Annotated in this window: 22 protein-coding genes; 12 read left to right on the top strand and 10 right to left on the bottom strand. The window is 43.2% G+C overall.

Features of this window, described 5'->3' with window-relative positions; translation table 11 throughout:
• The coding region (locus CHH58_RS15390) for an NAD(P)-dependent malic enzyme (protein ID WP_430980847.1) at positions 1-451 on the bottom strand (451 nt) is incomplete at its 3' end.
• Positions 452-784: 333 nt separating this feature from the next.
• Here CHH58_RS15390 and licT point away from each other — a divergent pair.
• The 3 genes from licT to CHH58_RS15375 all read left to right on the top strand — a co-directional run bounded on the left by licT (position 785) and on the right by CHH58_RS15375 (position 5,207).
• The gene (gene licT / locus CHH58_RS15385; RefSeq protein ID WP_095262770.1) at positions 785-1,642 is read left to right on the top strand and encodes a BglG family transcription antiterminator LicT; all 858 of its coding nucleotides are present in this window, start codon (positions 785-787) and stop codon (positions 1,640-1,642) included.
• Between the two features lie 175 nt (positions 1,643-1,817).
• The gene (locus CHH58_RS15380) at positions 1,818-3,734 is read left to right on the top strand and encodes a beta-glucoside-specific PTS transporter subunit IIABC (protein ID WP_095262769.1); all 1,917 of its coding nucleotides are present in this window, start codon (positions 1,818-1,820) and stop codon (positions 3,732-3,734) included.
• A gap of 42 nt (positions 3,735-3,776) precedes the next feature.
• Positions 3,777-5,207, top strand: coding sequence for a 6-phospho-beta-glucosidase (locus CHH58_RS15375; RefSeq protein WP_095228521.1), 1,431 nt, complete (start codon positions 3,777-3,779; stop codon positions 5,205-5,207).
• A 47-nt stretch (positions 5,208-5,254) separates the two neighbouring features.
• On the opposite strand, the gene CHH58_RS15370 is transcribed toward CHH58_RS15375, so the two are convergent.
• Together CHH58_RS15370 and CHH58_RS15365 are read right to left on the bottom strand one after the other, a co-directional pair.
• Positions 5,255-5,998, bottom strand: a complete 744-nt coding sequence (locus tag CHH58_RS15370) for an SDR family oxidoreductase (RefSeq protein ID WP_095233430.1) — start codon at positions 5,996-5,998, stop codon at positions 5,255-5,257.
• 102 nt (positions 5,999-6,100) lie between these two features.
• The gene (locus tag CHH58_RS15365; protein WP_170937656.1) at positions 6,101-6,664 is read right to left on the bottom strand and encodes a PepSY domain-containing protein; all 564 of its coding nucleotides are present in this window, start codon (positions 6,662-6,664) and stop codon (positions 6,101-6,103) included.
• Positions 6,665-6,843: 179 nt separating this feature from the next.
• Here CHH58_RS15365 and CHH58_RS15360 point away from each other — a divergent pair, with 179 nt between their 5' ends.
• Together CHH58_RS15360 and CHH58_RS15355 are read left to right on the top strand one after the other, a co-directional pair.
• Entirely contained in the window at positions 6,844-8,301 is a 1,458-nt protein-coding gene (locus CHH58_RS15360; protein ID WP_095262768.1) for an aldehyde dehydrogenase family protein, read from the top strand.
• A gap of 19 nt (positions 8,302-8,320) precedes the next feature.
• Positions 8,321-8,965: an SDR family oxidoreductase gene (locus CHH58_RS15355; protein ID WP_095261421.1), complete on the top strand. Its 645-nt coding sequence runs from the start codon at positions 8,321-8,323 to the stop codon at positions 8,963-8,965.
• Between the two features lie 123 nt (positions 8,966-9,088).
• On the opposite strand, the gene CHH58_RS15350 is transcribed toward CHH58_RS15355, so the two are convergent.
• The 5 genes from CHH58_RS15350 to CHH58_RS15330 form a co-directional block, all read right to left on the bottom strand.
• Positions 9,089-9,937 carry a metallophosphoesterase gene (locus tag CHH58_RS15350; RefSeq protein WP_249275149.1) on the bottom strand — a complete coding sequence of 283 codons (849 nt, stop codon included), beginning with the start codon at positions 9,935-9,937 and terminating at the stop codon, positions 9,089-9,091.
• Positions 9,938-10,332: 395 nt separating this feature from the next.
• Complete coding sequence (locus CHH58_RS15345) at positions 10,333-11,319, bottom strand: LLM class flavin-dependent oxidoreductase (protein ID WP_095228533.1); 987 nt, start codon at positions 11,317-11,319, stop codon at positions 10,333-10,335.
• A gap of 27 nt (positions 11,320-11,346) precedes the next feature.
• Positions 11,347-12,093, bottom strand: coding sequence for an NADPH-dependent oxidoreductase (locus tag CHH58_RS15340; RefSeq protein WP_095228535.1), 747 nt, complete (start codon positions 12,091-12,093; stop codon positions 11,347-11,349).
• A 126-nt stretch (positions 12,094-12,219) separates the two neighbouring features.
• Complete coding sequence (locus CHH58_RS15335; RefSeq protein ID WP_095262767.1) at positions 12,220-12,519, bottom strand: spore coat protein; 300 nt, start codon at positions 12,517-12,519, stop codon at positions 12,220-12,222.
• Positions 12,512-12,715 (bottom strand): hypothetical protein, encoded by a 204-nt coding sequence (locus CHH58_RS15330; RefSeq protein WP_095228539.1) that lies wholly within the window; start codon positions 12,713-12,715, stop codon positions 12,512-12,514. Before CHH58_RS15330 ends, CHH58_RS15335 begins: the two co-directional genes overlap by 8 nt.
• A 108-nt stretch (positions 12,716-12,823) precedes the next feature.
• On the opposite strand from CHH58_RS15330, the gene CHH58_RS15325 reads away from it, so the two are divergent.
• From CHH58_RS15325 to CHH58_RS15315, 3 genes are read left to right on the top strand one after another with little or no spacing between them, the layout of a single operon-like run.
• Positions 12,824-13,054: a spore coat protein gene (locus CHH58_RS15325; RefSeq protein WP_095228540.1), complete on the top strand. Its 231-nt coding sequence runs from the start codon at positions 12,824-12,826 to the stop codon at positions 13,052-13,054.
• The gene (locus CHH58_RS15320) at positions 13,047-13,430 is read left to right on the top strand and encodes a spore coat protein (protein ID WP_095219930.1); all 384 of its coding nucleotides are present in this window, start codon (positions 13,047-13,049) and stop codon (positions 13,428-13,430) included. The genes CHH58_RS15325 and CHH58_RS15320 overlap by 8 nt, the downstream gene beginning before the upstream one ends.
• Positions 13,427-14,563 (top strand): zinc-dependent alcohol dehydrogenase, encoded by a 1,137-nt coding sequence (locus CHH58_RS15315; RefSeq protein ID WP_095262766.1) that lies wholly within the window; start codon positions 13,427-13,429, stop codon positions 14,561-14,563. Before CHH58_RS15320 ends, CHH58_RS15315 begins: the two co-directional genes overlap by 4 nt.
• A gap of 115 nt (positions 14,564-14,678) precedes the next feature.
• Here the strand turns inward: CHH58_RS15315 and CHH58_RS15310 are convergent, their stop codons facing one another.
• A complete protein-coding gene (locus tag CHH58_RS15310; protein ID WP_170937655.1) occupies positions 14,679-16,406 on the bottom strand; it encodes an ABC transporter substrate-binding protein in 1,728 nt (575 codons plus the stop codon).
• 101 nt (positions 16,407-16,507) lie between these two features.
• On the opposite strand from CHH58_RS15310, the gene CHH58_RS15305 reads away from it, so the two are divergent.
• The 4 genes from CHH58_RS15305 to CHH58_RS15290 all read left to right on the top strand — a co-directional run bounded on the left by CHH58_RS15305 (position 16,508) and on the right by CHH58_RS15290 (position 19,942).
• On the top strand, positions 16,508-17,782 hold the full coding sequence (locus tag CHH58_RS15305; protein WP_095262764.1) for an MDR family MFS transporter: 1,275 nt from the start codon (positions 16,508-16,510) through the stop codon (positions 17,780-17,782).
• 64 nt (positions 17,783-17,846) lie between these two features.
• The gene (locus tag CHH58_RS15300; RefSeq protein ID WP_095228548.1) at positions 17,847-18,350 is read left to right on the top strand and encodes an LURP-one-related/scramblase family protein; all 504 of its coding nucleotides are present in this window, start codon (positions 17,847-17,849) and stop codon (positions 18,348-18,350) included.
• A gap of 76 nt (positions 18,351-18,426) precedes the next feature.
• Entirely contained in the window at positions 18,427-19,344 is a 918-nt protein-coding gene (locus CHH58_RS15295) for a helix-turn-helix transcriptional regulator (protein WP_095228550.1), read from the top strand.
• Positions 19,345-19,420: 76 nt separating this feature from the next.
• Positions 19,421-19,942, top strand: coding sequence for a DinB family protein (locus CHH58_RS15290; RefSeq protein WP_095233441.1), 522 nt, complete (start codon positions 19,421-19,423; stop codon positions 19,940-19,942).
• An 89-nt stretch (positions 19,943-20,031) separates the two neighbouring features.
• On the opposite strand, the gene CHH58_RS15285 is transcribed toward CHH58_RS15290, so the two are convergent.
• Entirely contained in the window at positions 20,032-21,489 is a 1,458-nt protein-coding gene (locus CHH58_RS15285) for an NAD(P)H-binding protein (protein ID WP_095262763.1), read from the bottom strand.
• Between the last annotated feature and the right edge of the window lie 4 nt (positions 21,490-21,493).

Genomic DNA, 21,493 nt, shown 5'->3' with positions numbered 1-21,493 from the left:
CCGCTTTCAAACGCTCTTCGATTTCGAAGCAGCGAGGAGCAGAGATATCCTCCAAGTTCACGCCGCCGAATGTTGGTGCCATCAATTTTACAGTGCGAACGATTTCGTCGACATCGTTTGTATCAAGCACGATAGGGAAGCTATCCACACCTGCGAAGCTTTGGAATAGGACAGATTTTCCTTCCATTACCGGAAGAGAAGCTTCCGGACCGATGTTACCAAGGCCAAGTACGGCAGAGCCGTCACTGACAACCGCAACCATGTTGCCTTTCATCGTGTATTCGTAGACGTTATCCTTGTTTTGGTGAATTTCTTTACAAGGCTCAGCTACACCAGGAGAATAAGCAAGACTCAAATCCGTTGCATTACGGACAGGGATTTTTGACTTCATTGTCAGTTTCCCTTTATTTTCACGGTGTATTTTCAGTGCATCTTCTCGTAGAGTACTCATCCTCTTACATCCCTTCTGTATATGTAAATATCTAATAGTAGATTTCTATACCAGCTACGATTATACCTTTCTGCAGAGTTGGAAAGCGATTAATTGGCTTGTAATTCCCGTTTTATAATTAAAATAACTGATAGTTAAAATAAAGAAAGTGAAATTAAGCATATAATGATCAGATTGACAGGGGAAATTTGCTATGATACTTTTATGTAAAGCGTTTACAAATGAACGAGGATTGTTACCGCACTGCGGGCAAAACCTGAATTTGCACTAGCGATCAGTTGCTATGTGTGAATTTGGGTTTTTTTCATTCTGTTAGAGAAATGGGGGATAACGATGAAGATAGAAAAGATCTTGAACAATAGTGTTGTGGTCACAAGAAGTGATAAGAATCAGGAACTGGTCGTGATGGGAAAAGGTTTGGCTTTCAAGAAGAAAATAGGAGATCCGATAGAAGTATCTCAGATTGAGAAAAAATTTATTTTAGAGAAATTAGGTATGACTGATAAATTAGAGACACTTCTGCGAGACGTTTCTCCCATTTATCTTAATATTGCTGCAAAAATAGTAGAGTATGCACGCGGTCATCTTCCGAACGACTTGGATGAATACCTTTATGTGGCACTTACTGATCACCTTAGTTTTGCCATAAGCAGAGAGAAACAGGGTATCACTTTGAAAAATCCGCTTGTGTGGGAGATACGAAAATATTATAAGCAAGAATATAAGATTGCCTGGAAAGCACTTGATATCATCGAGGAAGATACAGGTTATCATTTAGGAGAAGATGAAGCTGCATCCATTGCATTGCATTTAGTTAACAGTCAGCTGACAGGCGAGCACATGCTGACAGCTGTACAAGTAACGGAAATAGTCAGTAATCTGCAGAATATTGTTATCTATCATTTAAAAGGAAACGTAGATGAGAGCTCGGTCAATTATGAGCGGTTTCTGACACACTTACGTTTTTTTGCTGTACGGTTTCTGCGAGATGAGAGATTACCAGAACTGGCTGAATCATTCCTTTATGATCAAGTGCGGTTGAAGTACAAACGTGCATTTCAATGTACAGAAAGAATGGATGTCTATTTAAAGGAAAAGTTTGATTCCGGACTTACGCAGGATGAACAATTGTATTTGACTGTCCATATACACCGTCTTACAGATGATTCGCAGCAAAATAAAAGTAAATAAAATGTAAGCGTTGACATTTTAAAGTTAAGGTGATAAATTTTACTTATCAGCTGAATATCCTTCGAAGGAATGTTACCTTAATAGGGCATAACCTGATTAGCTTGGCTGCACAATTTGTGCGCCAACCTGATCAGGTTTTTTGTTTGCCAAATCTCAAATAAAAGGTGGGATTAAGATGAAGTATGAGCAACTGGCCAAAGATATCATCGAGCAAGTCGGAGGCCGCGAAAATGTCAACAGTGTTGTCCATTGTATTACTCGTTTACGCTTCAAGTTGAAGGATGAGAATAAAGCAAATACCGAAGCACTGAAGAACATGGATGATGTTGTTACCGTTCTTAAGAGTGGCGGACAGTATCAAGTTGTCATCGGCAACCATGTGCCGGATGTATATAAAGCAGTAGCGCATGTGGGTGGATTTACTGGTAACGAGCAAGCATCGCAGGATGAAGACAAGGATACAAATCCTTTCAATAGGTTTATAGATATTATCTCTAGTATCTTTACGCCAGTACTGGGTGTATTGGCTGCAACAGGTATGATCAAAGGTTTTAACGCAATGTTTCTTGCTTTTGGATGGCTTAAAGAAGAATCCGGAACCTATCAGATCTTAAACGCTGTTGGCGATTCCTTGTTCTACTTCTTCCCAATTTTCTTGGGCTATACTGCAATGAAAAAGTTCGGCGGCAGTCATTTTATTGGGATGGCTATCGGAGCGGCGCTTGTTTATCCGACACTTTCCGGTCTTACAACCGGTGATCCGCTGTATACATTATTCAGTGGTACGCTGTTTGAATCACCTGTCCATATTACTTTCTTAGGGATGCCGGTAATTTTGATGACGTATTCATCCTCTGTTATTCCTATCATTTTAGCGACGTTCTTTGCAGCAAAAGTAGAAAGAGGCTTTGCGAAGATTGTACCTGATGTTATCAAAACCTTTGTTGTACCATTCTTGACATTGCTGGTAGTTGTACCGTTGACATTCTTAATTATCGGTCCAATTGCAACGTGGGCAGGGCAACTGATCGGGCAAGCAACGCTTAGCATCTATGACTTGAGCCCAATCATTGCTGGTTTGTTCCTAGGAGCTTTCTGGCAGATCTTCGTTATCTTCGGTTTGCATTGGGGACTTGTACCGATCTCAATCAATAACCTAGCTGTTTACGGCGGAGATCCTGTTTTAGCACTCGTATTTGCTGCTTCCTTTGCACAGATTGGTGCAGTATTGGCTGTTTGGATCCGCATCAAGCAGAGAAAACTTAAAACATTAAGCATACCTGCCTTTATCTCTGGAATCTTTGGTGTGACGGAGCCAGCGATCTACGGTATTACATTGCCGCTAAAACGGCCATTTATCATTAGTTGTATCGGTGGAGCTTTAGGTGGAGCTGTTTTAGGTATAACGAAAACAACTGGATATATGACAGGGGGACTTGGCATCTTCCAAATCCCTACATTCATAGGTCCAAACGGTTTTGATTTGGGATTCTGGGGATCATTCATCTCGATAGGAGTGGCTTTTGCGAGTGCATTTGTACTTACGATGCTATTCGGATTCACAAAGGAAAACAACAAACCTGACACAGTGCAAGATCCAACAACACCGATTCAGAAAGAAGAGAAGCTGGCTATTGGTAATGACGTGATTGCTAGTCCATTTCAAGGTTCTATTGTTCCGTTATCTGAAATTAAGGATGAGGCATTTGCAACAGGTGCACTCGGCAAGGGTGTAGCAATCATTCCATCAGAAGGAAAGCTGTACGCTCCTGCTTCTGGCTTTGTATCTGTTTTATTCCCAACAAAACATGCTGTCGGAATCACAACCGATAGTGGGGCAGAGATTCTCATCCATATCGGAATGGATACAGTTCAGTTGGATGGCAAGTTCTTTGATGCTCAAATAAAGCAAGGAGATCGCGTGGAAAAAGGGCAGCTGCTCATAGAGTTCGATTTAGATAATATCCAGAGTGCCGGCTTTGATATTACGACACCAGTTGTGGTAACTGATGTAAGGGCTTACAATTTAGTGGCAGCAACAGAAGAAAAACAAGTGAAATGGGGCGAGCCACTGCTTACCTTGAATATATAGAATGCTTGATCAGTAGATATAAAGAGAAAGGGAGCAGAGTATATGAGTGTTTTTCCAGAAGGATTTTTATGGGGCGGCGCCGTCGCAGCCAATCAAGTAGAAGGTGCCTATCGTAAAAGTGGTAAAGGGCTAACAACAGTCGACTTGCTGCCGATTGGAGCAGATAGATTTTCAATTATGCAGGGGAATATTGAAACGCTTGAGCCAGTTGCTGGAGCCTATTATCCATCGCATGAGGCGATTGATTTCTATCATAGCTACAAAGAGGATATCGCTTTATTTGCAGAGATGGGGTTCAAGGCATTACGAGTTTCTATTGCTTGGGCTCGTATCTTCCCGCAGGGAGATGAAGAACAACCAAATGAAGAAGGACTGCAATTCTATGATAATTTGTTTGATGAATTGCGAAAGCATGAAATCGAGCCGGTTGTAACGATGGCGCATTTCGACGTGCCAGTCCATCTTGTAGAGAAATACGGAAGCTGGCGGAACCGTGAGCTTGTAACCTTCTTTGAAAAATACGCTGAAACTATATTTACAAGATACAAAGATAAAGTGAAGTATTGGATGACCTTTAACGAAATCAACATGCTTCTGCATCTGCCATTTGTCGGAGCAGGTCTTGTCTTTCGTGAAGGGGATGACAGGAAGCAAATTCAATACCAAGCAGCTCACCATCAGTTAGTCGCCAGTGCATTGGCTGTGAAAGCATGTCATGCCATCATTCCAGATGCCAAAATCGGTTGTATGCTGGCTGCGGGTACAACTTATCCGTATTCGGCGAATCCAGCGGATTATCTTGATGCGATGGATCGAGACAGAGATTCCTTCTTCTTTATCGATGTTCAGGCTCGAGGAGCTTATCCTGGATATGCAAAGCGCTTTTTCAAGGATAATAATATCGATATCCAGATGGAACCAGAAGATGAAACAATCCTCCGTCATACAGTCGATTATATCGGGTTCAGTTATTATGCCAGTCGTACAACGAGTACGGATCCGGAAGTACTCGGTAAGACGACGTCAGGAAATGTATTCGGTTCTGTGGAAAATCCGTATCTGCCAAAGTCGGAGTGGGGATGGACGATTGACCCGACAGGTTTCCGCATTACAGCAAATCAGCTTTATGATCGATATCAGAAACCGTTGTTTGTCGTAGAAAACGGACTAGGCGCGGTGGATACAGTCAATGAAGAAGGTCAAGTGGAGGATTCATACCGTATTGACTACCTGCAAAAGCACTTGGAACAAATGGGTGAAGCAATTCAGGATGGCGTCGATATCCTTGGCTATACTAGTTGGGGACCGATTGATCTGGTCAGTGCGAGTACTGGGGAAATGAAGAAGCGGTATGGCTATATCTACGTGGATAAGGACAATGATGGCAATGGTTCTCTTAAACGGGTTAAAAAGAGCAGCTTCTATTGGTACAAAAAGGTTATTGAAACGAATGGCGGTAATCTGAGCGATTAACCAAAAGCACCTCCCGTATAAGCCGGAGAGGTGCTTTTCTCTTGTTATTAGCCTTTTTGTTTCGTTGGACGAATGAGCAGTTCATTGACTGCCACATCACCCGGTTCGCTTAGAGCATAACGGACAGCGCGAGCAATACTGTCTGGCGAAACGGCAGCTCCTAATGTTTCGCCCATGCTTTCGCGGATTTCATCATCTGTAATACTATCCGGAAGTTCAGTTTTAATAGCTCCAGGTGAGATGATTGTTGTTCGGATATTGTTTTCCGCTTCTTCCTGGCGCAAGCCTTCCGTGATGGCGCGTACAGCGAATTTCGTTCCGGAATAAACAGCAGTTCCTGGTCCAGATTTATGCCCCGCAACGGAGGAAGTATTGATAATATGACCTTGCTTGCGCTCACGCATATGAGGCAGCACAGCAGCAATGCCGTATAATACACCTTTGATATTAACGTCTACCATCGTATCCCATTCGGAAATTTGTTTTTTGTGCAAGAAGGATAGTGGCATCAGACCCGCATTGTTGAAGATAGCATCAATTTGACCGTACGTATCCAGAGCAAGCTGGGCCAGCTGTTCAACTTCTTCCTGCTTTGTTACATCGGTCACTTGATAAATAGCTTCTCCGCCATCATGCTTGATGGATTCTGCCAGCTCTTGCAAACGTTCTTCTCGTCGGGCAGCAAGGACAACCTTAGCACCATGCTGCGCTAATTCTTTTGCTGTTGCCTCTCCAATGCCGCTTGATGCACCTGTAATAATGACAACTTTATCTTGAATGTTTTCGCTCATGATTTGATTGCTCCTTTCGGATGTCTAGTTCTCCTAACTAATAACCTGTTTAGAAAATCTAAAACATAAAAAAGAGCCTCCAATAGGAGACTCTGGTCTTCATTAGTCATCATCACCATCATCATCTTGATCGTCATGGATGGATTCTTTTTCTGTATATGTCACTTCGCCGGATTCTGCATCAACTGTCACTTCGATCTCATCCTTATCGGTACGAAGCTCCACATCATATTCCAGTCTGCCATCATCTTCATCTAGTGAGATATCTGTCAGTGTGGCACCTTTTTCCTGTGCCAGAGCTGTTTCAGCTGCAGTTTTGATGTCCACTTTTGGCTGAGGTACTTGGTTATTATCATCATCATCATCGTCATTATCTTTTCTTGATTCGACAGTACCATCATCCGCATTCACACGAACATCGTATTCTGCTTTATCATCATTTACATCCACTTCGTAATAAGCCTGCCCATTTCGTGCTGTATCAAGCTCTACGCTAGTTACTGTTCCTGCTTGTTCTTTGCTTGCATTGTCAATTGCTTGATTCAGATTTACTTTCGTATCAGCGGGTACTTTATCGTCGTCCGCACTTACATGCTGGAAACCGAATCCTAATCCAGCTGCCAATGTAATCGCCAAACCGCTTGCTAGTAAGTTCTTTCTTTTCATATTATCCATCTCCTTGGTTGTTGTTATGGTACTACTATATCCAACGCATCTTAGAGCAACATGAAGTGAAAATTAGAAAATGCTGAGAAAAGAAGAAGACATTTCACAGACAGCTTGTTTAATCTCATGTAAAGGGGGAATTGTCTCTAAGTCGAGACAAATCCTAAGGAGGCGTTATCTTGCGAAAGCAGTTTGATTTACTTTATATAAATGGAGAATGGCGAAAAGGGAATAGCGAAGATACGTTTGAAAATGTAAATCCATATACAGGAGAAACGTTGCTTACAATCCAAGGGGCGAACGAAGAAGACTTGGATGAAGCTTACAAAGCAGCGGCACGAGCACAGAAAGAATGGGCCGAGCAGCCACCTCAGGTGAAGCGTGACCTGATTGAGAAAGCAATCCAGATCATTGAAAAGGAGAAAGAACTTTTTATCGAATGGTTGATTAAGGAAGCCGGCAGTACGTATAAAAAAGCTGTCGGTGAGATTACGACCGCGGTTAATTTTATGAAGGAAGCTGCTTCTTATCCGAATCGGATGAAGGGAGAAGTATTTCTTTCTCATGTACCTGGTAAAGTGAACAAAGTTTATCAGGAACCGCTAGGAGTAATCGGTGTTATTAGTCCTTGGAACTTCCCGCTGCATTTAACAATGCGTTCTGTAGCAGCAGCGCTGGCAACAGGTAACGGAGTTGTTATCAAACCTTCTAAGGATACAACTGTCACTGCAGGCTCGCTTGTAGCGGCTTTATTCGAAGAAGCTGGTGCGCCTAAAGGCCTGATCAATCTTGTCAGCGGTAAAAGCTCCGAAATCGGGGATAGTTTTGTGAGGCATCCGATTCCCCGTATGATTTCGTTTACTGGTTCCACTGGAGTCGGCAAACATATCGCATCTCTTGCTGCAGGCGAATTGAAAAGTACAGCATTGGAGCTTGGCGGCAACAACGTGCTTATCGTGATGGAGGATGCCAATATAGATGCGGCAGTAGAATCTGCTGTATATGGTAAGTTCTATCACCAGGGGCAGGTTTGTATCGCGCTGAACCGCATACTTGTTCAGTCATCTGTAGCAGAGGAATTCACGAGCAAGTTCGTTGATAAAGTCAAAGAATTGCGTTACGGTGACCCTGCAGATAAAAATACACAAGTAGGTCCGATTATAAACGAGCAGCAAGTGGACAGCATAAAAGAGCAGCTGCAGCGCGCAATCGATGCTGGAGCAAATGTTCTTACAGGCGGCAACTTCCATGACAATGTGTTAGAGCCTACAGTCGTCAATCAAGTAGACAATCAGTCACCACTTGCAGCCGAAGAGATATTCGGACCAATCGCGCCAATCATTACGTTCGAAACAGAAGACGAAGCAGTGGAGATGGCAAATGAGCATCCATATGGTCTTTCTGGTGCAGTTCATTCTACAGTACGACATGGTGAATTGATTGCAAAACGAATTGAAACAGGAATGATTCATGTCAACGATCAGAGCATCAATGACGAACCGCAAGCGCCATTCGGCGGTGTGAAGCAATCCGGTCTTGGCCGTTTCAACGGTAAGTGGGCATTGGAAGAATTCACGGAAACGAAATGGATCGGTGTACAAAACGAACGAACAGATTATGATAGCTTTTTAAAATAAACAGGGATGAGGGATTAACATGAGTAAAGTATTCATTATTGGAGCAAACGGTAAAGTAGGGAAAAACCTAGTCAATGTTCTGAACGAAAAAAATGAGCATGAAGTGTGTGTCGGATTGCGAAAGGAAGAGCAATTCGGATATTTCGAAGAGAAAGGCGTAAAACCGGTTTACTTGAACTTGGAGGATAATGTAGACGCGATTACAGACGCGATCCAAGGATCAGATGTAGTCGTATTCACAGCAGGTTCCGGCGGAAGCACTGGACCTGACAAGACGTTGACGATCGATTTGGACGGCGCTGCGAAGTCAGTTAAAGCTGCTGAGAAAGTTGGAGCGAAGCAATTCATCATGGTTAGCGCTATCCACGCTGATTCTCCAGAAGAGTGGAGCGAAAGCATGAAGCCATATTACATTGCAAAGCACTATGCGGATCAGATCATTCAAAATAGCAAGCTGAACTATACAATTCTGCGTCCTGGCGGATTAGCAGATGATGCAGGAACTGGTAAAGTCACAACAGATCCATCCGAATTCAAGACAACGCAGATTCCACGAGAAGATGTGGCACGTGCAATCGTCGCAGCTATCGGAAATGAGAAGGCGGAAGGGAAGATAGTATCCTTGCTTGCTGGAGATACGCCGGTAGAGGATGTTTATAACTAATAGAATGGAAAGAAGACCGCTAAAATAGTAGTGGTCTTCTTTTTTATTGTTTTTTAACAATATTACATAAACGTAATTGTGAAATTTTAGGGATTAGTGAATCCTCTTATCTATTGTATTTATTTAGCTTCTAGATAAAGTTAAAACAATAATTTCTGGACGATTAAATATTCTCAAAGGAATTTTACTATTTCCGAGACCTCTATTAACAAACATTGAAGTATTATCTAGATCGTGTTTACCTGCAGTATACTTTGGGAGAAAACCTTGGTTGGGAGCAACTAAACCACCGACAAATGGTATTCTAACTTGACCACCGTGAGCATGACCTGAAAAAACTACATCAATTCCATATTTTGAATAAACCGAAAGAAATTCGGGTCTATGTGATAATAAAATCTTGAAATAATCATCTTCCATTCCCTCGATTGAATCCTCAATAGCTTCTTCTGTAATAGTGCGTTCCCTATAAGAATCATCTACATATGCAGGGTCATCAATTCCAATGATCTGTATTTTCTCATGCCCTTTTGATATGACATCATTTGTGTTTCTCAAAACTTTAACACCTATATCATTTAATTCCTTTTCAAGGATGTCAAATTTGCCAGACCACCACTCGTGATTTCCTGTTACAAAATAAATGGGAGCAATATGTATTAATTCCCTTATTAAATTCAGACTTGTATCCTCATTATAGTTTTTTGAATCAACTAAATCACCAGTGAAAACAATCAAATCTGGGTTGGTATTACTGACTTTTTCAACTAACACATTTTGTCTATTTCTAAAGGTCTTGCTATGAAGATCCGATAACTGTACTATTTTATAATCATTAAAACTCGCTGGAATCCTTTTTGAACTTATAGTAGATTCTGTTATTACTATTGAATTATTTTGGAAATAAAAGAAAAAAACTAATGCAATAATTGCTATTAAAGTAAATAGGAATCTCTTTTTTATCTTCTTCAAAGTCTCACTTCTTTCGTTGTACATAGAATATTATACTAAATTGCGGCTTGTGAAGGGGGGACTTTGGAGGTCTAATCCTCGTTATATGGGCGTTAGACTTGGAATGGCTAAGGCATGTAATGTCCGTTTGATGAATCGACATGAGCTTCAAGAATTTATTTTAAAACTTTTACGTTTGGAGGTATTACCTGAAGTTAAGACATGAAAATAAAACTAGAACATACAGTTGAGCAAAAAAAATCTCCTTAAATTGATGCGAAGAAGATAATATCGCAGACCTCCTATTCTTAAAACAGTGAAGAATGCTGAAGCGAGCCGGTATTCAGAGAGATATTGATCGATTATTACATAAAAACGTAAAAAAGAACCTCTAAAATGAGGTTCTTTTTTTACGATCACTTCCAAAGCTCAGAAAGCAATGTATAGCTATTTCTGCGTTTTTCTTGGTCATAAATGTCTGCCGAAACGATGAGTTCATCAAATTGTGTTTTCGCGTGGAAGGCTTCCAGTTCGCTGGCTACTTTTTCTTTATCTCCGACGAAGGAATATGTCAGCGTGTTTGTGACATGAAGCTTTTCATGTTCGTTCCAGATATGGTCCATGCTCTCGACTGGGGCAGTGGAAGACCCGGAGCGGCCGCGGATGATGCTTAGGAACTTAAGTTTTAAAGTCGTAGAAAGGAATTCCGCTTCTTCATTTGTATCTGCAACAATACCGTTAACAGTTACCATTGCGTAAGGTTTGTCCAGGTATACGGATGGCTGGAATCTTTCTCGGTACAACCGAAGTGCATTGTGCAGCTCTCCTGGTGCGAAGTGGCTGGCGAATGCAAAAGGCAAACCGAGCATCGCAGCAAGCTGAGCGCTGAACGTGCTGGAACCTAACAGATATACCGGCACATTCGTACCATGTCCAGGATGTGCTTTAATTGGTAAGTTGGCATCACTGAAATATGCAAGCAGCTCTTTCACATCTTCCGGGAAGTTCTCTGCACTTGTATGCGCATCACGGCGCAAAGCGCGGCTTGTCATGTAGTCTGTACCAGGTGCACGTCCTAATCCAAGGTCGATACGGTCTGGATACATCGTTGCCAATGTCCCGAATTGCTCCGCAATAACTAGCGGAGAGTGGTTCGGCAGCATCACACCGCCGGAGCCGACACGGATAGTGGAGCTATGGCCGGCAAGATAACCGATCAATACAGAAGTTGCAGAGCTGGCAATGCTTGGCATATTGTGGTGCTCAGCAACCCAGTAGCGGTTATATCCTAGTTTTTCTGTGTGCTGAATCAGCTTTTTGCTGTTTTCGAAAGCTTCTTTCGGTGTTTTATTGTCTGGTACAGGTGATAAATCCAAAACCGATAAAGGTGTTCTGGTCATCATTTATACTTCCTTTCTGCTTGGTTCATTTTATTTATAATCGTATCCGTTCTGTTTCAGAACGTCTGTTACTTTTCCGTATTCTTTATACCGTTCGGAATAGAAAGCGGCAATTCTTTCCGACCAAGGGTGCTCTTTTGTTTCACCAGTTAGGGTTTTAATAGCTTCTTGCTGTCTTTTATCCATTTCTTCGACCGCTTCCTGCTGGTTTTGTACATATGTTTCTTTATGATAGAAAGCTTCCATTGGAATTCGAGGGCTTTGTGCTGGCAGCGGATCAGCAGGATAGCCGATAGCGAGACCAGAGATTGGGAAAGCAAGCTCTGGCAGCTCAAGCAACTCTGAAATTTCGGCGGGGCTTCTGCGAACTCCGCCGATCGGTACGGTGCCAATACCCATTGATTCTGCTGCAGCAACAGCAGTACCAAGTGCGATGCCAACGTCAGTAGAGCCTACTAGTACAGCCTCAATATCCCCGATAACTTCAAGTTTCCTATCATGTAGTTCCGTTATATGCTTGGCGCGGCTGTAATCCATGCAGAAAACGAGAAAAGCTGCTGCGTCATCAATATGTTTCTGATTACCGGAAAGCGCAGCTAACTGCTGTTTTCTTTCCTTGTCAGTCACGACGACAACGGAAACTTGCTGGCCGTTAATCCAGTTCGGTGCTTGGATAGCTGCCCCCATGATTGCATCCAGTTGCTCTTGTGTCAGTTTTTTATTAGTGAATGTCCGTACGGAACGGTGATTGTGCAATTGATTGATGAAGTCGTTCATAATAGCCTCCTATTTCGTCATGCGACTTACATGCTCTACGGATTATTATACGTAGGTGAAAGAATAGAAAGCAAAAGAACAGCTTACAAAGCAGAAAGCACGAGCATAGGGCCCGTGCTTTCCTGATTAGTCCTTATTCAGTGTAAGTACTGTCTCGGCGGTTTCATTCAGTACATGAATCTGTAGTTCCGGTGTTTGTGGGAAGTAATAGCCATGCTCCATCATATAGCTGAAAACACGTTCATGCTGCTCGATGTGTTCGTGCAGCTTCGATTTCAAATCGGTGCGCAGCTGTTCGTTGCTCGTTTCATTTATAGCCTTTGCGGTGTTTATGATGCCGGTTTTAATAGTGACCAGCAAATCCGTCACTATTACTTGATCTGTAACTTCCCGAGCAGATCCTAGTATTTCAATAAACTTATCCATGCTGTTCCTCCTGGTTCAGAAAGCGCTGCAGCATATGGATATGACGTTTATCTGCATCCGCTTGAGCTGTCAGCAGCGTTTTAAGCCCTTCATCCTTTGCCAAAAATCGCATACCTGAGGACTTTGTCAGCGAAAGACAAGCTGTATTCAACAGCTCCATTGCTTCCATTGTTTCATGAATACCGGATTGATGCATACGGATGTGCCTCCTCTTTTAACATTATCTTGTGAGAAACTGGCTGCTTTATACATACATAAAATCGTGTCTCAGGGACAAGCTGAAACAAGATAAGGAGGATGGACGATGAGTGATAATCAACAACTGGCACCGCATGAAACGATGGAAGTTCATGAGCTGCTGAACTTCAAGACAACGGCAGTCATGAAGGCGAAGTTCCTGCAAGGTGTTGTGTTTGATCAGAAAATCAAACAGCTGATGGAGAAAGATGTGGAAACCTCGGTACGCCAAATTCGTGAGCTTGAGGAGTTATACAGCAGGTCACAGCTAGTAGAAGAAGGTGAAGCAAATGCGTGACTACTTAGATCCAGAAAACGCCAAAGGAATGCCTGATCTAATGGATTCCGCCATTTGTACAGAAATGCTGATCACGGCAAAATCAGCAGTGAACAACTATGCAATTGCAATAACGGAAGCTGTAAATCCAGAGCTGCGTCAAACCCTGGTTCGTCATTTGGATGAAGCAATTGAAATGCAGGGCGCTATTTCTGCCTTAATGGCACAACACAATTGGTTATTTCCAGCTGATCCGAAATCACAGTTCCCATTCGACCGGAAAGCTGCCAATACAGCAATTGATGTGGTCAGTATGGATTTATTCCCATATGACACCGACCGTCTTGGTATGTTTGCGACGCCGACTAATACCGAATCGAAGGAGAATCAGCAATGAAGGCTGTTACGTATCAAGGGATAAAAGATGTTCGCGTAAAAGAAGTAAAGGCACCCTCTATCAAGAAGCCGGATGATATCATCGTTAAGCTGACAGCTACAGCGATTTGCGGTTCTGATCTGCATTTGATTCATGGCATGGTTCCGAATATGCCGGAGAATTATATTATCGGCCATGAACCAATGGGAATCGTGGAGGAAGCTGGCCCCGAGGTAACAAAAGTGAAAAAGGGTGACCGCGTTGTTATTCCGTTCAATGTGAGCTGCGGGGAGTGCTTTTTCTGTCAACATGATTTGGAAAGCCAATGTGACAACAGCAATAAAAATGGTCAGATGGGTGCCTATTTTGGTTACTCAGATAACAATGGGGGCTACCCCGGAGGACAAGCGGAATACATGCGTGTGCCATATGGTAACTTTGTACCGTTCAAGATTCCGGAGAATTCGGAAGTTGCAGATGAACAGCTGATTCTGCTGGCAGATGCAGGCTCAACGGCTTTCTGGTCTGTTGATAATGGAGGCGTAAAGCCAGGTGATACGGTTATCATTTTCGGGTGTGGTCCGGTTGGCTTGCTAGCACAGAAATTCGCTTGGCTGAAAGGTGCCAAACGCGTTATTGCTGTCGACTACATCGAGTATCGCCTGAAGCATGCCAAGCGTACCAATAATGTAGAGGTAGTGAATTTCGAGCAACATGAGAATACAGGGGAGTACTTAAAGGAAATTACCAAAGGCGGAGCTGATGTCGTCATCGATGCTGTTGGCATGGATGGAAAGATGACGCCAATGGAGTTCATCGGCAGCGGACTGAAGCTTCAAGGCGGAGCATTAGGTGCATTTGTTATGGCGGCACAGTGCGTTCGGAAGGGTGGCAACATCCAGGTGACAGGGGCATATGGTGGCCGTTATAATGCGTTTCCTTTCGGGGATATCTTCCAGCGCAACGTCACAATCAAGAGCGGACAAGCTCCTGTTATCCACACGATGCCGTATTTACATGGCCTGCTTCAGGATCGGAAGGTCGACTTGGCTGATATCATTACACATATCCTTCCCCTCGATCAAGCAAAAGAAGGCTACGAAAAATTCGATACGAAGACAGATGGTTGTATAAAGGTCATATTGAAACCATAAGGACTGCTTTCCTAGCAGTCCTTTTTTAGTTGTATCGTCCAGAGTAATGCAGGTACAGCATATTCACGGCTGCTTGCAGAATGATTTCTACCAATATAGATTTGTGGTGCTTTTCTTAAGTCAATCTATCAATCCATAGCTTACGGAAATTCGGATGGCCGAAGCCGGTTAGCTCAAAATCCTGCAGGAAAGCGGTATGAGTTCGTTCTTTCATCGGGTGGTTTTGGAAAATGATCAGTTGTTCCTGGTGAAGATAAGATTCGATTTTATCAGCAATTTTGTATCTTTCTTGCTTTGTTTTACCGTTTTTAAAAGCTTCCAAATAAGTATCAATCTTCTGGAGGTGAGATGGACCAAAGTATGTTCGGAATAACAATGCTTCATTCTTGAAGGCGCCAATGAAGGAGAGCTCCCGATCGATATTAGCAACTTCCCCCATGAAGACCATGTCGAATGCAAGCATCTCGTTTTTGTTATAAATACTGTCCAGTTCATATTCGCATAATTCAAGGATAATGCCATACTTAGCAGCTTCTTGGGACAGCCATTCGGCCTGAATTCCGGCAGATTTATGACGCAGGACACCAACCGTCAATGATTCGCCCTGGTAAGCTGATTTTTTCAGTGCTTCCTGCAGTTTCATTTCACTCTTTTTAGGTGTAACGGACTTCTCAAGAAAGAAGCTGCTTGCATGTTTTAGTTTACCAAACAGCTGCTCCAGATTTAATTCGGTGAAAATTCTCTCGGTATCTACTAAGTGATACATAGCTTCACGGAAATATCTGTCCTGGATGATAGAATCACGATGAAAGTTGAATGCAAGAAATCGGAACCCTTGCTCAACTTCATAGTGAGATTGCGTCGGTCCATGCTGATCGGGCAAACTGTAATTTACTTTCTTTTCACCGGGCTTGATTCGCCACATCTCAACTCTATCCAGAAAAGGCCGCATATGGAAGTAGGATGGGAAAACCTCGAGTACAAGTTTTTGCTGCGTCCTTTCCTTCAATTGATAAGGTCCGGTTGCTACCCATTCATATTCATTAAACAGTACGTCTCGGGGAAGGATGGCCATGCTTACACTCGCCATGTAACGAAGAAAAAAGGGATTTGGTTTTGCTAGCTGGATACGAATGATATAACGATCGATCACTTCTGTCTGCACTACATCACTAACGAGCCAATAATTTGGTGAATCCGGTTTGAAACGCTGTATTGTATAAGCTATATCCTCTGATGTCATCTCCCGCATGTGATGAAAAAGAACGCCTTTTCGCAAGTAGAAAACCCACTCGGTACTATCTTCATTCGTTTTCCAATGATGTGCAAGATGTGGGTGCATACTGTCTAAATCTTGATCGTAGATAACGAGTGTGTCGCCCAGCTGCTCAATCAGATGGCTTTCGAAGGTGATCGAGCTTGCACATGGATCAAGCGTTGTAATTGGCCGGTTGAAGACGGTGCGAAGTGTATCCTGTCCTTCCTGCTGCTGGTAGCCGAAAAGCTGCTCAAGCTCTGTCATATGGGCATACCAGTGGCGGGGGATTGGCAGCTGCAAGAGCTGGAAGAGGATAGTAGGTTTGTCTTCTTGAATACAAAATCTCAGAAACTTTTCTACGTCTTCACGAAAATCGCTCGGAAATGAAAGTGTGGACTTTCTGCCTCTGCCACGTCCTGGCTGATAGCGTAGCTGTCCCAAATCCTCCAGCTTCTTCAGCTTGCGGATGACATGCCTTCTCGTGCATTGCCAAATAACCTCAATTTCCTGCAGCGTACACGATACTTGCCCGTTCTTTTCTTTCTCGTATAAATGGGCTCTTACTAGGTAGTAGCTTATATCCAAGTCGTTTCCCCTCCTAAAAGGTGACATCTTTAATAAAATTATACACTTTTTACCTCTTTTGAACTTCTACATAATGGAAAAAAGAGAGAGGGGGAGCAGAAATGTTCAGAAGTCTGCATCCGAATATACGAATACGTATTTATACATCATTTATGAGCCGCATGATTGGCAGCATGATCTTCCCGTTTATGGCAGTCTATTTTGTTCAAGAAATGAATGCGACAATTGCAGGGGTACTCATGATGCTCAATGTTGTTATTCAATTCCTGGCAAGTCTTTATGGCGGACACTTAGCCGACCGGATAGGAAGGAAACAGATGATGGTACTCGGTGAAGGTGCAAAAGCGGCAGCGTTCATCGGAATGGTCTTGGCCAATACACCAAGTTTTACTTCCGCAACCATCACCTTTGCAATGTTAATGGTGATCAGTATTGCCAGCGGGATGATAATGCCAGCACAAGAGGCAATGCTTATTGACGTGAGTACACAGGAAACACGTGCTTATATGTACGCCATCAACTATTGGGCGAACAATTTGGCTATGATGATTGGTCTTACGATCGGTGGCTGGCTGTTCCAGGATTATATGTTCCAGCTGCTTCTTGGATTAGTGGTAATGTCTGTCATCACCATGGCTATTACAATTATTTTCATCCAAGAAACGTACACGGTTCGTACGGCGGCTGGAGAAAAGAAAGACCTTGGATTAAAATCTTTATTCCAAAGTTATCGCAGTGTTGGCAAGGACAGAGCTTTTTTGCTGTTTGTCCTTAGCGGAATCGCTATCCTATCGCTTGAATTTCAGCGGAGCAATTATTTGACGGTTCGTATGGAGAAAGATATCACAGAGATGGGCATGTCTTTTTTCGGCTTCAGTTTATCCATAGATGGACTGCGGCTGGTCAGTCTTCTGACTGTGGAAAATACACTGTTGATTGTGCTCTTCACCGGGTTGGTCACCAAACTGATCAAAGGGCATAATGAGCGTCTAGTCATGTACACAGGCTTTGTCCTGTTCGGCATAGGATTTGTCATTATGGCTATCAGTAATAGTCCATTTCTATTGGCGGCAGCTGTTCTGATTTTATCCTTAGGAGAACTGATGTATGTACCAACTAGGCAAAGCATGCTGGCTGACATGGTTGATGATACGAAACGCGGGACATACATGGCATTCCATGGGTTTGTGTTCCAATTCGGAAAGCTGATTGGCGCAGGAGGCATCATCGTGGGAGAATCGGTCGGTAAGTATGGGATGGGATTCAGCTATATTATCTTTACGCTGCTTGGCATCTTGTTTTGTGAAATGGCATTGCGCCAGCGGTATGCCAGTGTTGAACGTGTAGCGCAAAAAGAAAAAACTGAACTTATTTAGAAAGTGGAACAAAAGCTTCCGTACCTTCGTATGAAGGAAATAGAGAATTTGCGGAGGTGGGGTAATGGGGACATATTATATCAAACAGAAAGTATTCAGCTTCAAGGATAGCTTTTCGGTATTCGATGCAGAACAGCAGGAGGTTTATCGTGTGAAAAGCAAACTCTTTTCACTGCAGGATCGACTTACGATCACTGATCTTAATGATCAGCCTCTTGTTGGGATTAAACAGCAGCTAGCCTTTTTGAAGCCAAGATATATCATCGAAGAAAATGGTCAACAAGTTGCCGAAGTGACTAAGAACTTCACCTTTTTCAAAGCCAATTTCTCATTGAAACCTCAGAACTGGAGCCTGGATGGGGACGTATGGTCGCATCAGTACACACTGACGGATGAAAATGGACCGTTGATGCATGTAACGAAGAAATGGTTCGCTTGGGGCGATACGTATGAAATGCAAATAGAGGATGAATCCCATTTGCTTACTTATATTGCTGTCATGATTGTAATGGATATGGTTCTGCACAAAAATAGTACTTTCTCGTTTGATGGGGGAGGCGGAGAATAAGAGGGCAGCGCATGATGTGCTCCTTGTATTTAGAGAAACACGTGAGAATTCGAATTGATATAAAGGATGGAAACATATGAAATTGGAGCGTTTGATTTCTATAATCTACAAACTTTTGAACCACGAAGTTCTGTCTGCATCTGTGCTCGCTGAAGAGTTCCGAGTTTCCCCAAGAACTATCTACCGGGATATAGATGTGATTTGTGCTGCAGGTATCCCAGTAATATCGTATCAGGGAAATAAGGGTGGTTATGGCATAATGGACGGATACAAGATGGACAGAAGTTTGCTCGGTTCATACGATGTTGATTCTCTGATTATGGTGCTCCGCAGCCTTGCCACTGTATTTGAAGATGAGCGTGCACAGAGCACCATTGAGCGCCTTCAAACGATTGGGAGGGATCATCAAAAACAGAATCTTTCGGTGGACTTTGAAAGCTACCGGACGGCGCCAGAAGCACTTCGTCTATTGCGTTCTGGCATAACGGAGCAAAAAGTTATTCGCTTTGATTATATTAATGCACAGAATGAACGTACCGCCCGTGATGTGGAACCATTGCAGCTTCATTATAAATATAGTAATTGGTACCTTAATGGATTTTGCCGAAAACGAAAGGGTTATAGGGAGTTCCGATTGTCCCGGATGCTGAATTTGTCTTTGAGACAGGAAACATTTCAGCCACATGACGAAATTACGAAAGAAGATCTTACTTCTGATAATGTATGGAGAAACAAGGTGTCTGATGTGGTAATAAAGGTTAGGCAGGAAGCATTGGCGGAAGCGTTGGATCAGTTTCACCAGGTGGATAAGCAATTTCATGATGATGGCAGCATGACGATGAGAATTCCTGTTTATGAGCCTTTAAAAGCACGATGGTTATGGTCAATTCTGCTGAGTTTCAGCAGCGGAGCTGAGGTTGTTGAGCCAGCTGCCCTGCGAGGCATTTTAAAAGAGAAGCTGCAAAACACAATTAAACTTTATGAAGAAGTATGACAGACTGCTGTCATACTTCTTTTTTTATAATGTGATCAGAAACAACTTAAATCTATCTAAAAAGGAGAAGATAAGAATGAATTATCCTGAACAAATGTTTAACTACCATTCTTGGGCCAATCAAACCCTCTTGAACCGGATCAAAGAGCTCCCAGTCAATGTGCTGCGAGAAGAAGTGAACACCTCGTTTCCGACTATCGCCCAAGCTTTTGGCCATATCTATGCAGTAGAAAGTGTTTGGTATAGGGTTTTAAATGGTGCTCGTATGCAGGACGCACTTGAAATGTGCATGCCACTTGAAAAAGAGACTCTTCTGCATTCTGCAGATCAATTTGCAAACGACTTCGCGCAGTTAGCAGAACAATACAGAGAATGGTTGCGAGGCCAGGACGACTTGGACCGAACTATTCTGCTGGAGAACCCATATGCTGGAACGCGACAAACTCGGTTATCGGAAATTGTACTGCATGTAGTCAATCACGGTACCTATCACCGGGGCAATGTTTCTGCAATGCTGCGCCAGTTGGGGCACGCCTCTACCATGAACGACTATTCACTCTTCTGGTATCAGGAAACTGGGGACTCAATTAATCTCTGAAATAATAACTTTAATGATGGGTATGCAGTATTAGCTTTTCAACATAGATATTTCCAAAGAAAAAGGCAGCGCAATAGGCGCTGCCTTTTTCAATGCTGTGCTGCACTCTGCGGTATTTGTAAACCGGGCTGCTGTTTATGGCTGATCAGGCGCTCGAGATGTTTCCGATACAAGAACATAACGAGCATATGGATAGGTGCCTGAGTATATTTATAGACGAACCAAGGCAAGGACGGTAAGTATTCGTGTATGGCGACGACCATCTCCTGCTTTCCTGGTATTTGACGAAATTCAATGCGGCCTCGCTGACTTTCCTTTACATTCGCAAACAAGCCGCCGGTAATGTAATACAGCGCACGATGGCCGGTGCTTCTTTCTTTCGCGTAGGATAGAATCAGCAAAGGCTGCTTGGTAAATGTTAGATAGATCTTGCAATTAAGCTGTTCATCCACTTCTGTTCGAACAAAGGGATGAAGAGAGTCAGATACCCAGCTCATGTAATGCTTCGCTGCCCAGCCCGCGTCCTTGCCGGAAGGAAGCGGCATTCGCTGCACAGAGCGCACGTCCTGTCTAGAAGGCTGAGAAGGGAGGGACGTTTTTTTGCTATGCTTGGATTTCTTACTCTGCTTTTCTTCTTCCATAGCTGATTTGGCAGCTTCGTCAAAAGAAATCTGACCATTACTGATGCCTTCCACGTAGTGTGAAGGCTGCGCAACCATAGGGTGCGATAGGCTTTCAATCAATGGGTAGACTGTCTCTTTTGGCATACCGCTAATAAGTTTCACCCATAGACGGGAGAGCTTAACATTCGGGAATGGTACGTTGAAACTGCGGAGCTTCTTACCCATTACGCCCGCAAGGTGTTCCAGCATTTCTTTATAAGTCATGACATCTGGGCCGCCGACATCAATTGCCTTATCAGTAACGTCCTTGTTCCCCACGCTTTTTTGTAAGGCGGTTAGTACATCGGCAAGCGCGATTGGATGTGTCTTTGTTTTTGTCCAGCTTGGTAAGACCATGACTGGCAGCCGTTTGACCAATTTTTCAGCAATTGGGAAAGAAGAGCCTTTCGGACCAACAATCAGTCCTGCTCGAACTGTCGTCACAGGTACGCCGTAAGATCCCAGGATTTTCTCCACTTCCAATCGGCTGCGAAGATGACGGGATAGTTTTTCCTCCGGCGGGATGATCCCGCTTAAATAAACAATTTGCTTCACGCCGTTTTTCTTGGCAGATTGGGCAAAGTTATCAGCTAAAATGACATCCATATCCTCAAATCTTGCCTGTGTTAACTTGGCAGAGGGACTCATCGAGTGGACAAGGTAGACGGCGATATCTGCTCCTTGGAGACCTTTTTCGGTATCAATCTGGGAAAATAAATCGCAAGACCTCCATGTTACCTGTTCTGTGTTTTCCCGCTTGTCACCGCTCCGTGATAGGGCGATGATGTCAAAGCGCTCTTTCAATTTATCCAATAGATGACTGCCTATATAGCCGCTCGCTCCAGTCAAAGCGACGACCGGGCGTTTTTTCTGTTCAGTTTGCATGATA

It is taken from the genome of Terribacillus saccharophilus, from assembly GCF_002272745.1.
Lineage (GTDB): Bacteria > Bacillota > Bacilli > Bacillales > Amphibacillaceae > Terribacillus > Terribacillus saccharophilus_B.
This window is presented reverse-complemented; position numbering and strand designations above follow the sequence as displayed.

What these genes read in the sequence shown, in the direction of transcription:
- licT (WP_095262770.1), top strand. Translation starts at nt 785, where the DNA reads ATGAAGATAGAAAAGATCTTGAACAATAGTGTTGTGGTCACAAGAAGT.
- CHH58_RS15380 (WP_095262769.1), top strand. Translation starts at nt 1,818, where the DNA reads ATGAAGTATGAGCAACTGGCCAAAGATATCATCGAGCAAGTCGGAGGC.
- CHH58_RS15375 (WP_095228521.1), top strand. Translation starts at nt 3,777, where the DNA reads ATGAGTGTTTTTCCAGAAGGATTTTTATGGGGCGGCGCCGTCGCAGCC.
- CHH58_RS15370 (WP_095233430.1), bottom strand. Translation starts at nt 5,998, where the DNA reads ATGAGCGAAAACATTCAAGATAAAGTTGTCATTATTACAGGTGCATCA.
- CHH58_RS15365 (WP_170937656.1), bottom strand. Translation starts at nt 6,664, where the DNA reads ATGAAAAGAAAGAACTTACTAGCAAGCGGTTTGGCGATTACATTGGCA.
- CHH58_RS15355 (WP_095261421.1), top strand. Translation starts at nt 8,321, where the DNA reads ATGAGTAAAGTATTCATTATTGGAGCAAACGGTAAAGTAGGGAAAAAC.
- CHH58_RS15345 (WP_095228533.1), bottom strand. Translation starts at nt 11,319, where the DNA reads ATGATGACCAGAACACCTTTATCGGTTTTGGATTTATCACCTGTACCA.
- CHH58_RS15340 (WP_095228535.1), bottom strand. Translation starts at nt 12,093, where the DNA reads ATGAACGACTTCATCAATCAATTGCACAATCACCGTTCCGTACGGACA.
- CHH58_RS15335 (WP_095262767.1), bottom strand. Translation starts at nt 12,519, where the DNA reads ATGGATAAGTTTATTGAAATACTAGGATCTGCTCGGGAAGTTACAGAT.
- CHH58_RS15330 (WP_095228539.1), bottom strand. Translation starts at nt 12,715, where the DNA reads ATGCATCAATCCGGTATTCATGAAACAATGGAAGCAATGGAGCTGTTG.
- CHH58_RS15325 (WP_095228540.1), top strand. Translation starts at nt 12,824, where the DNA reads ATGAGTGATAATCAACAACTGGCACCGCATGAAACGATGGAAGTTCAT.
- CHH58_RS15320 (WP_095219930.1), top strand. Translation starts at nt 13,047, where the DNA reads ATGCGTGACTACTTAGATCCAGAAAACGCCAAAGGAATGCCTGATCTA.
- CHH58_RS15315 (WP_095262766.1), top strand. Translation starts at nt 13,427, where the DNA reads ATGAAGGCTGTTACGTATCAAGGGATAAAAGATGTTCGCGTAAAAGAA.
- CHH58_RS15305 (WP_095262764.1), top strand. Translation starts at nt 16,508, where the DNA reads ATGTTCAGAAGTCTGCATCCGAATATACGAATACGTATTTATACATCA.
- CHH58_RS15300 (WP_095228548.1), top strand. Translation starts at nt 17,847, where the DNA reads ATGGGGACATATTATATCAAACAGAAAGTATTCAGCTTCAAGGATAGC.
- CHH58_RS15295 (WP_095228550.1), top strand. Translation starts at nt 18,427, where the DNA reads ATGAAATTGGAGCGTTTGATTTCTATAATCTACAAACTTTTGAACCAC.
- CHH58_RS15290 (WP_095233441.1), top strand. Translation starts at nt 19,421, where the DNA reads ATGAATTATCCTGAACAAATGTTTAACTACCATTCTTGGGCCAATCAA.
- CHH58_RS15285 (WP_095262763.1), bottom strand. Translation starts at nt 21,489, where the DNA reads ATGCAAACTGAACAGAAAAAACGCCCGGTCGTCGCTTTGACTGGAGCG.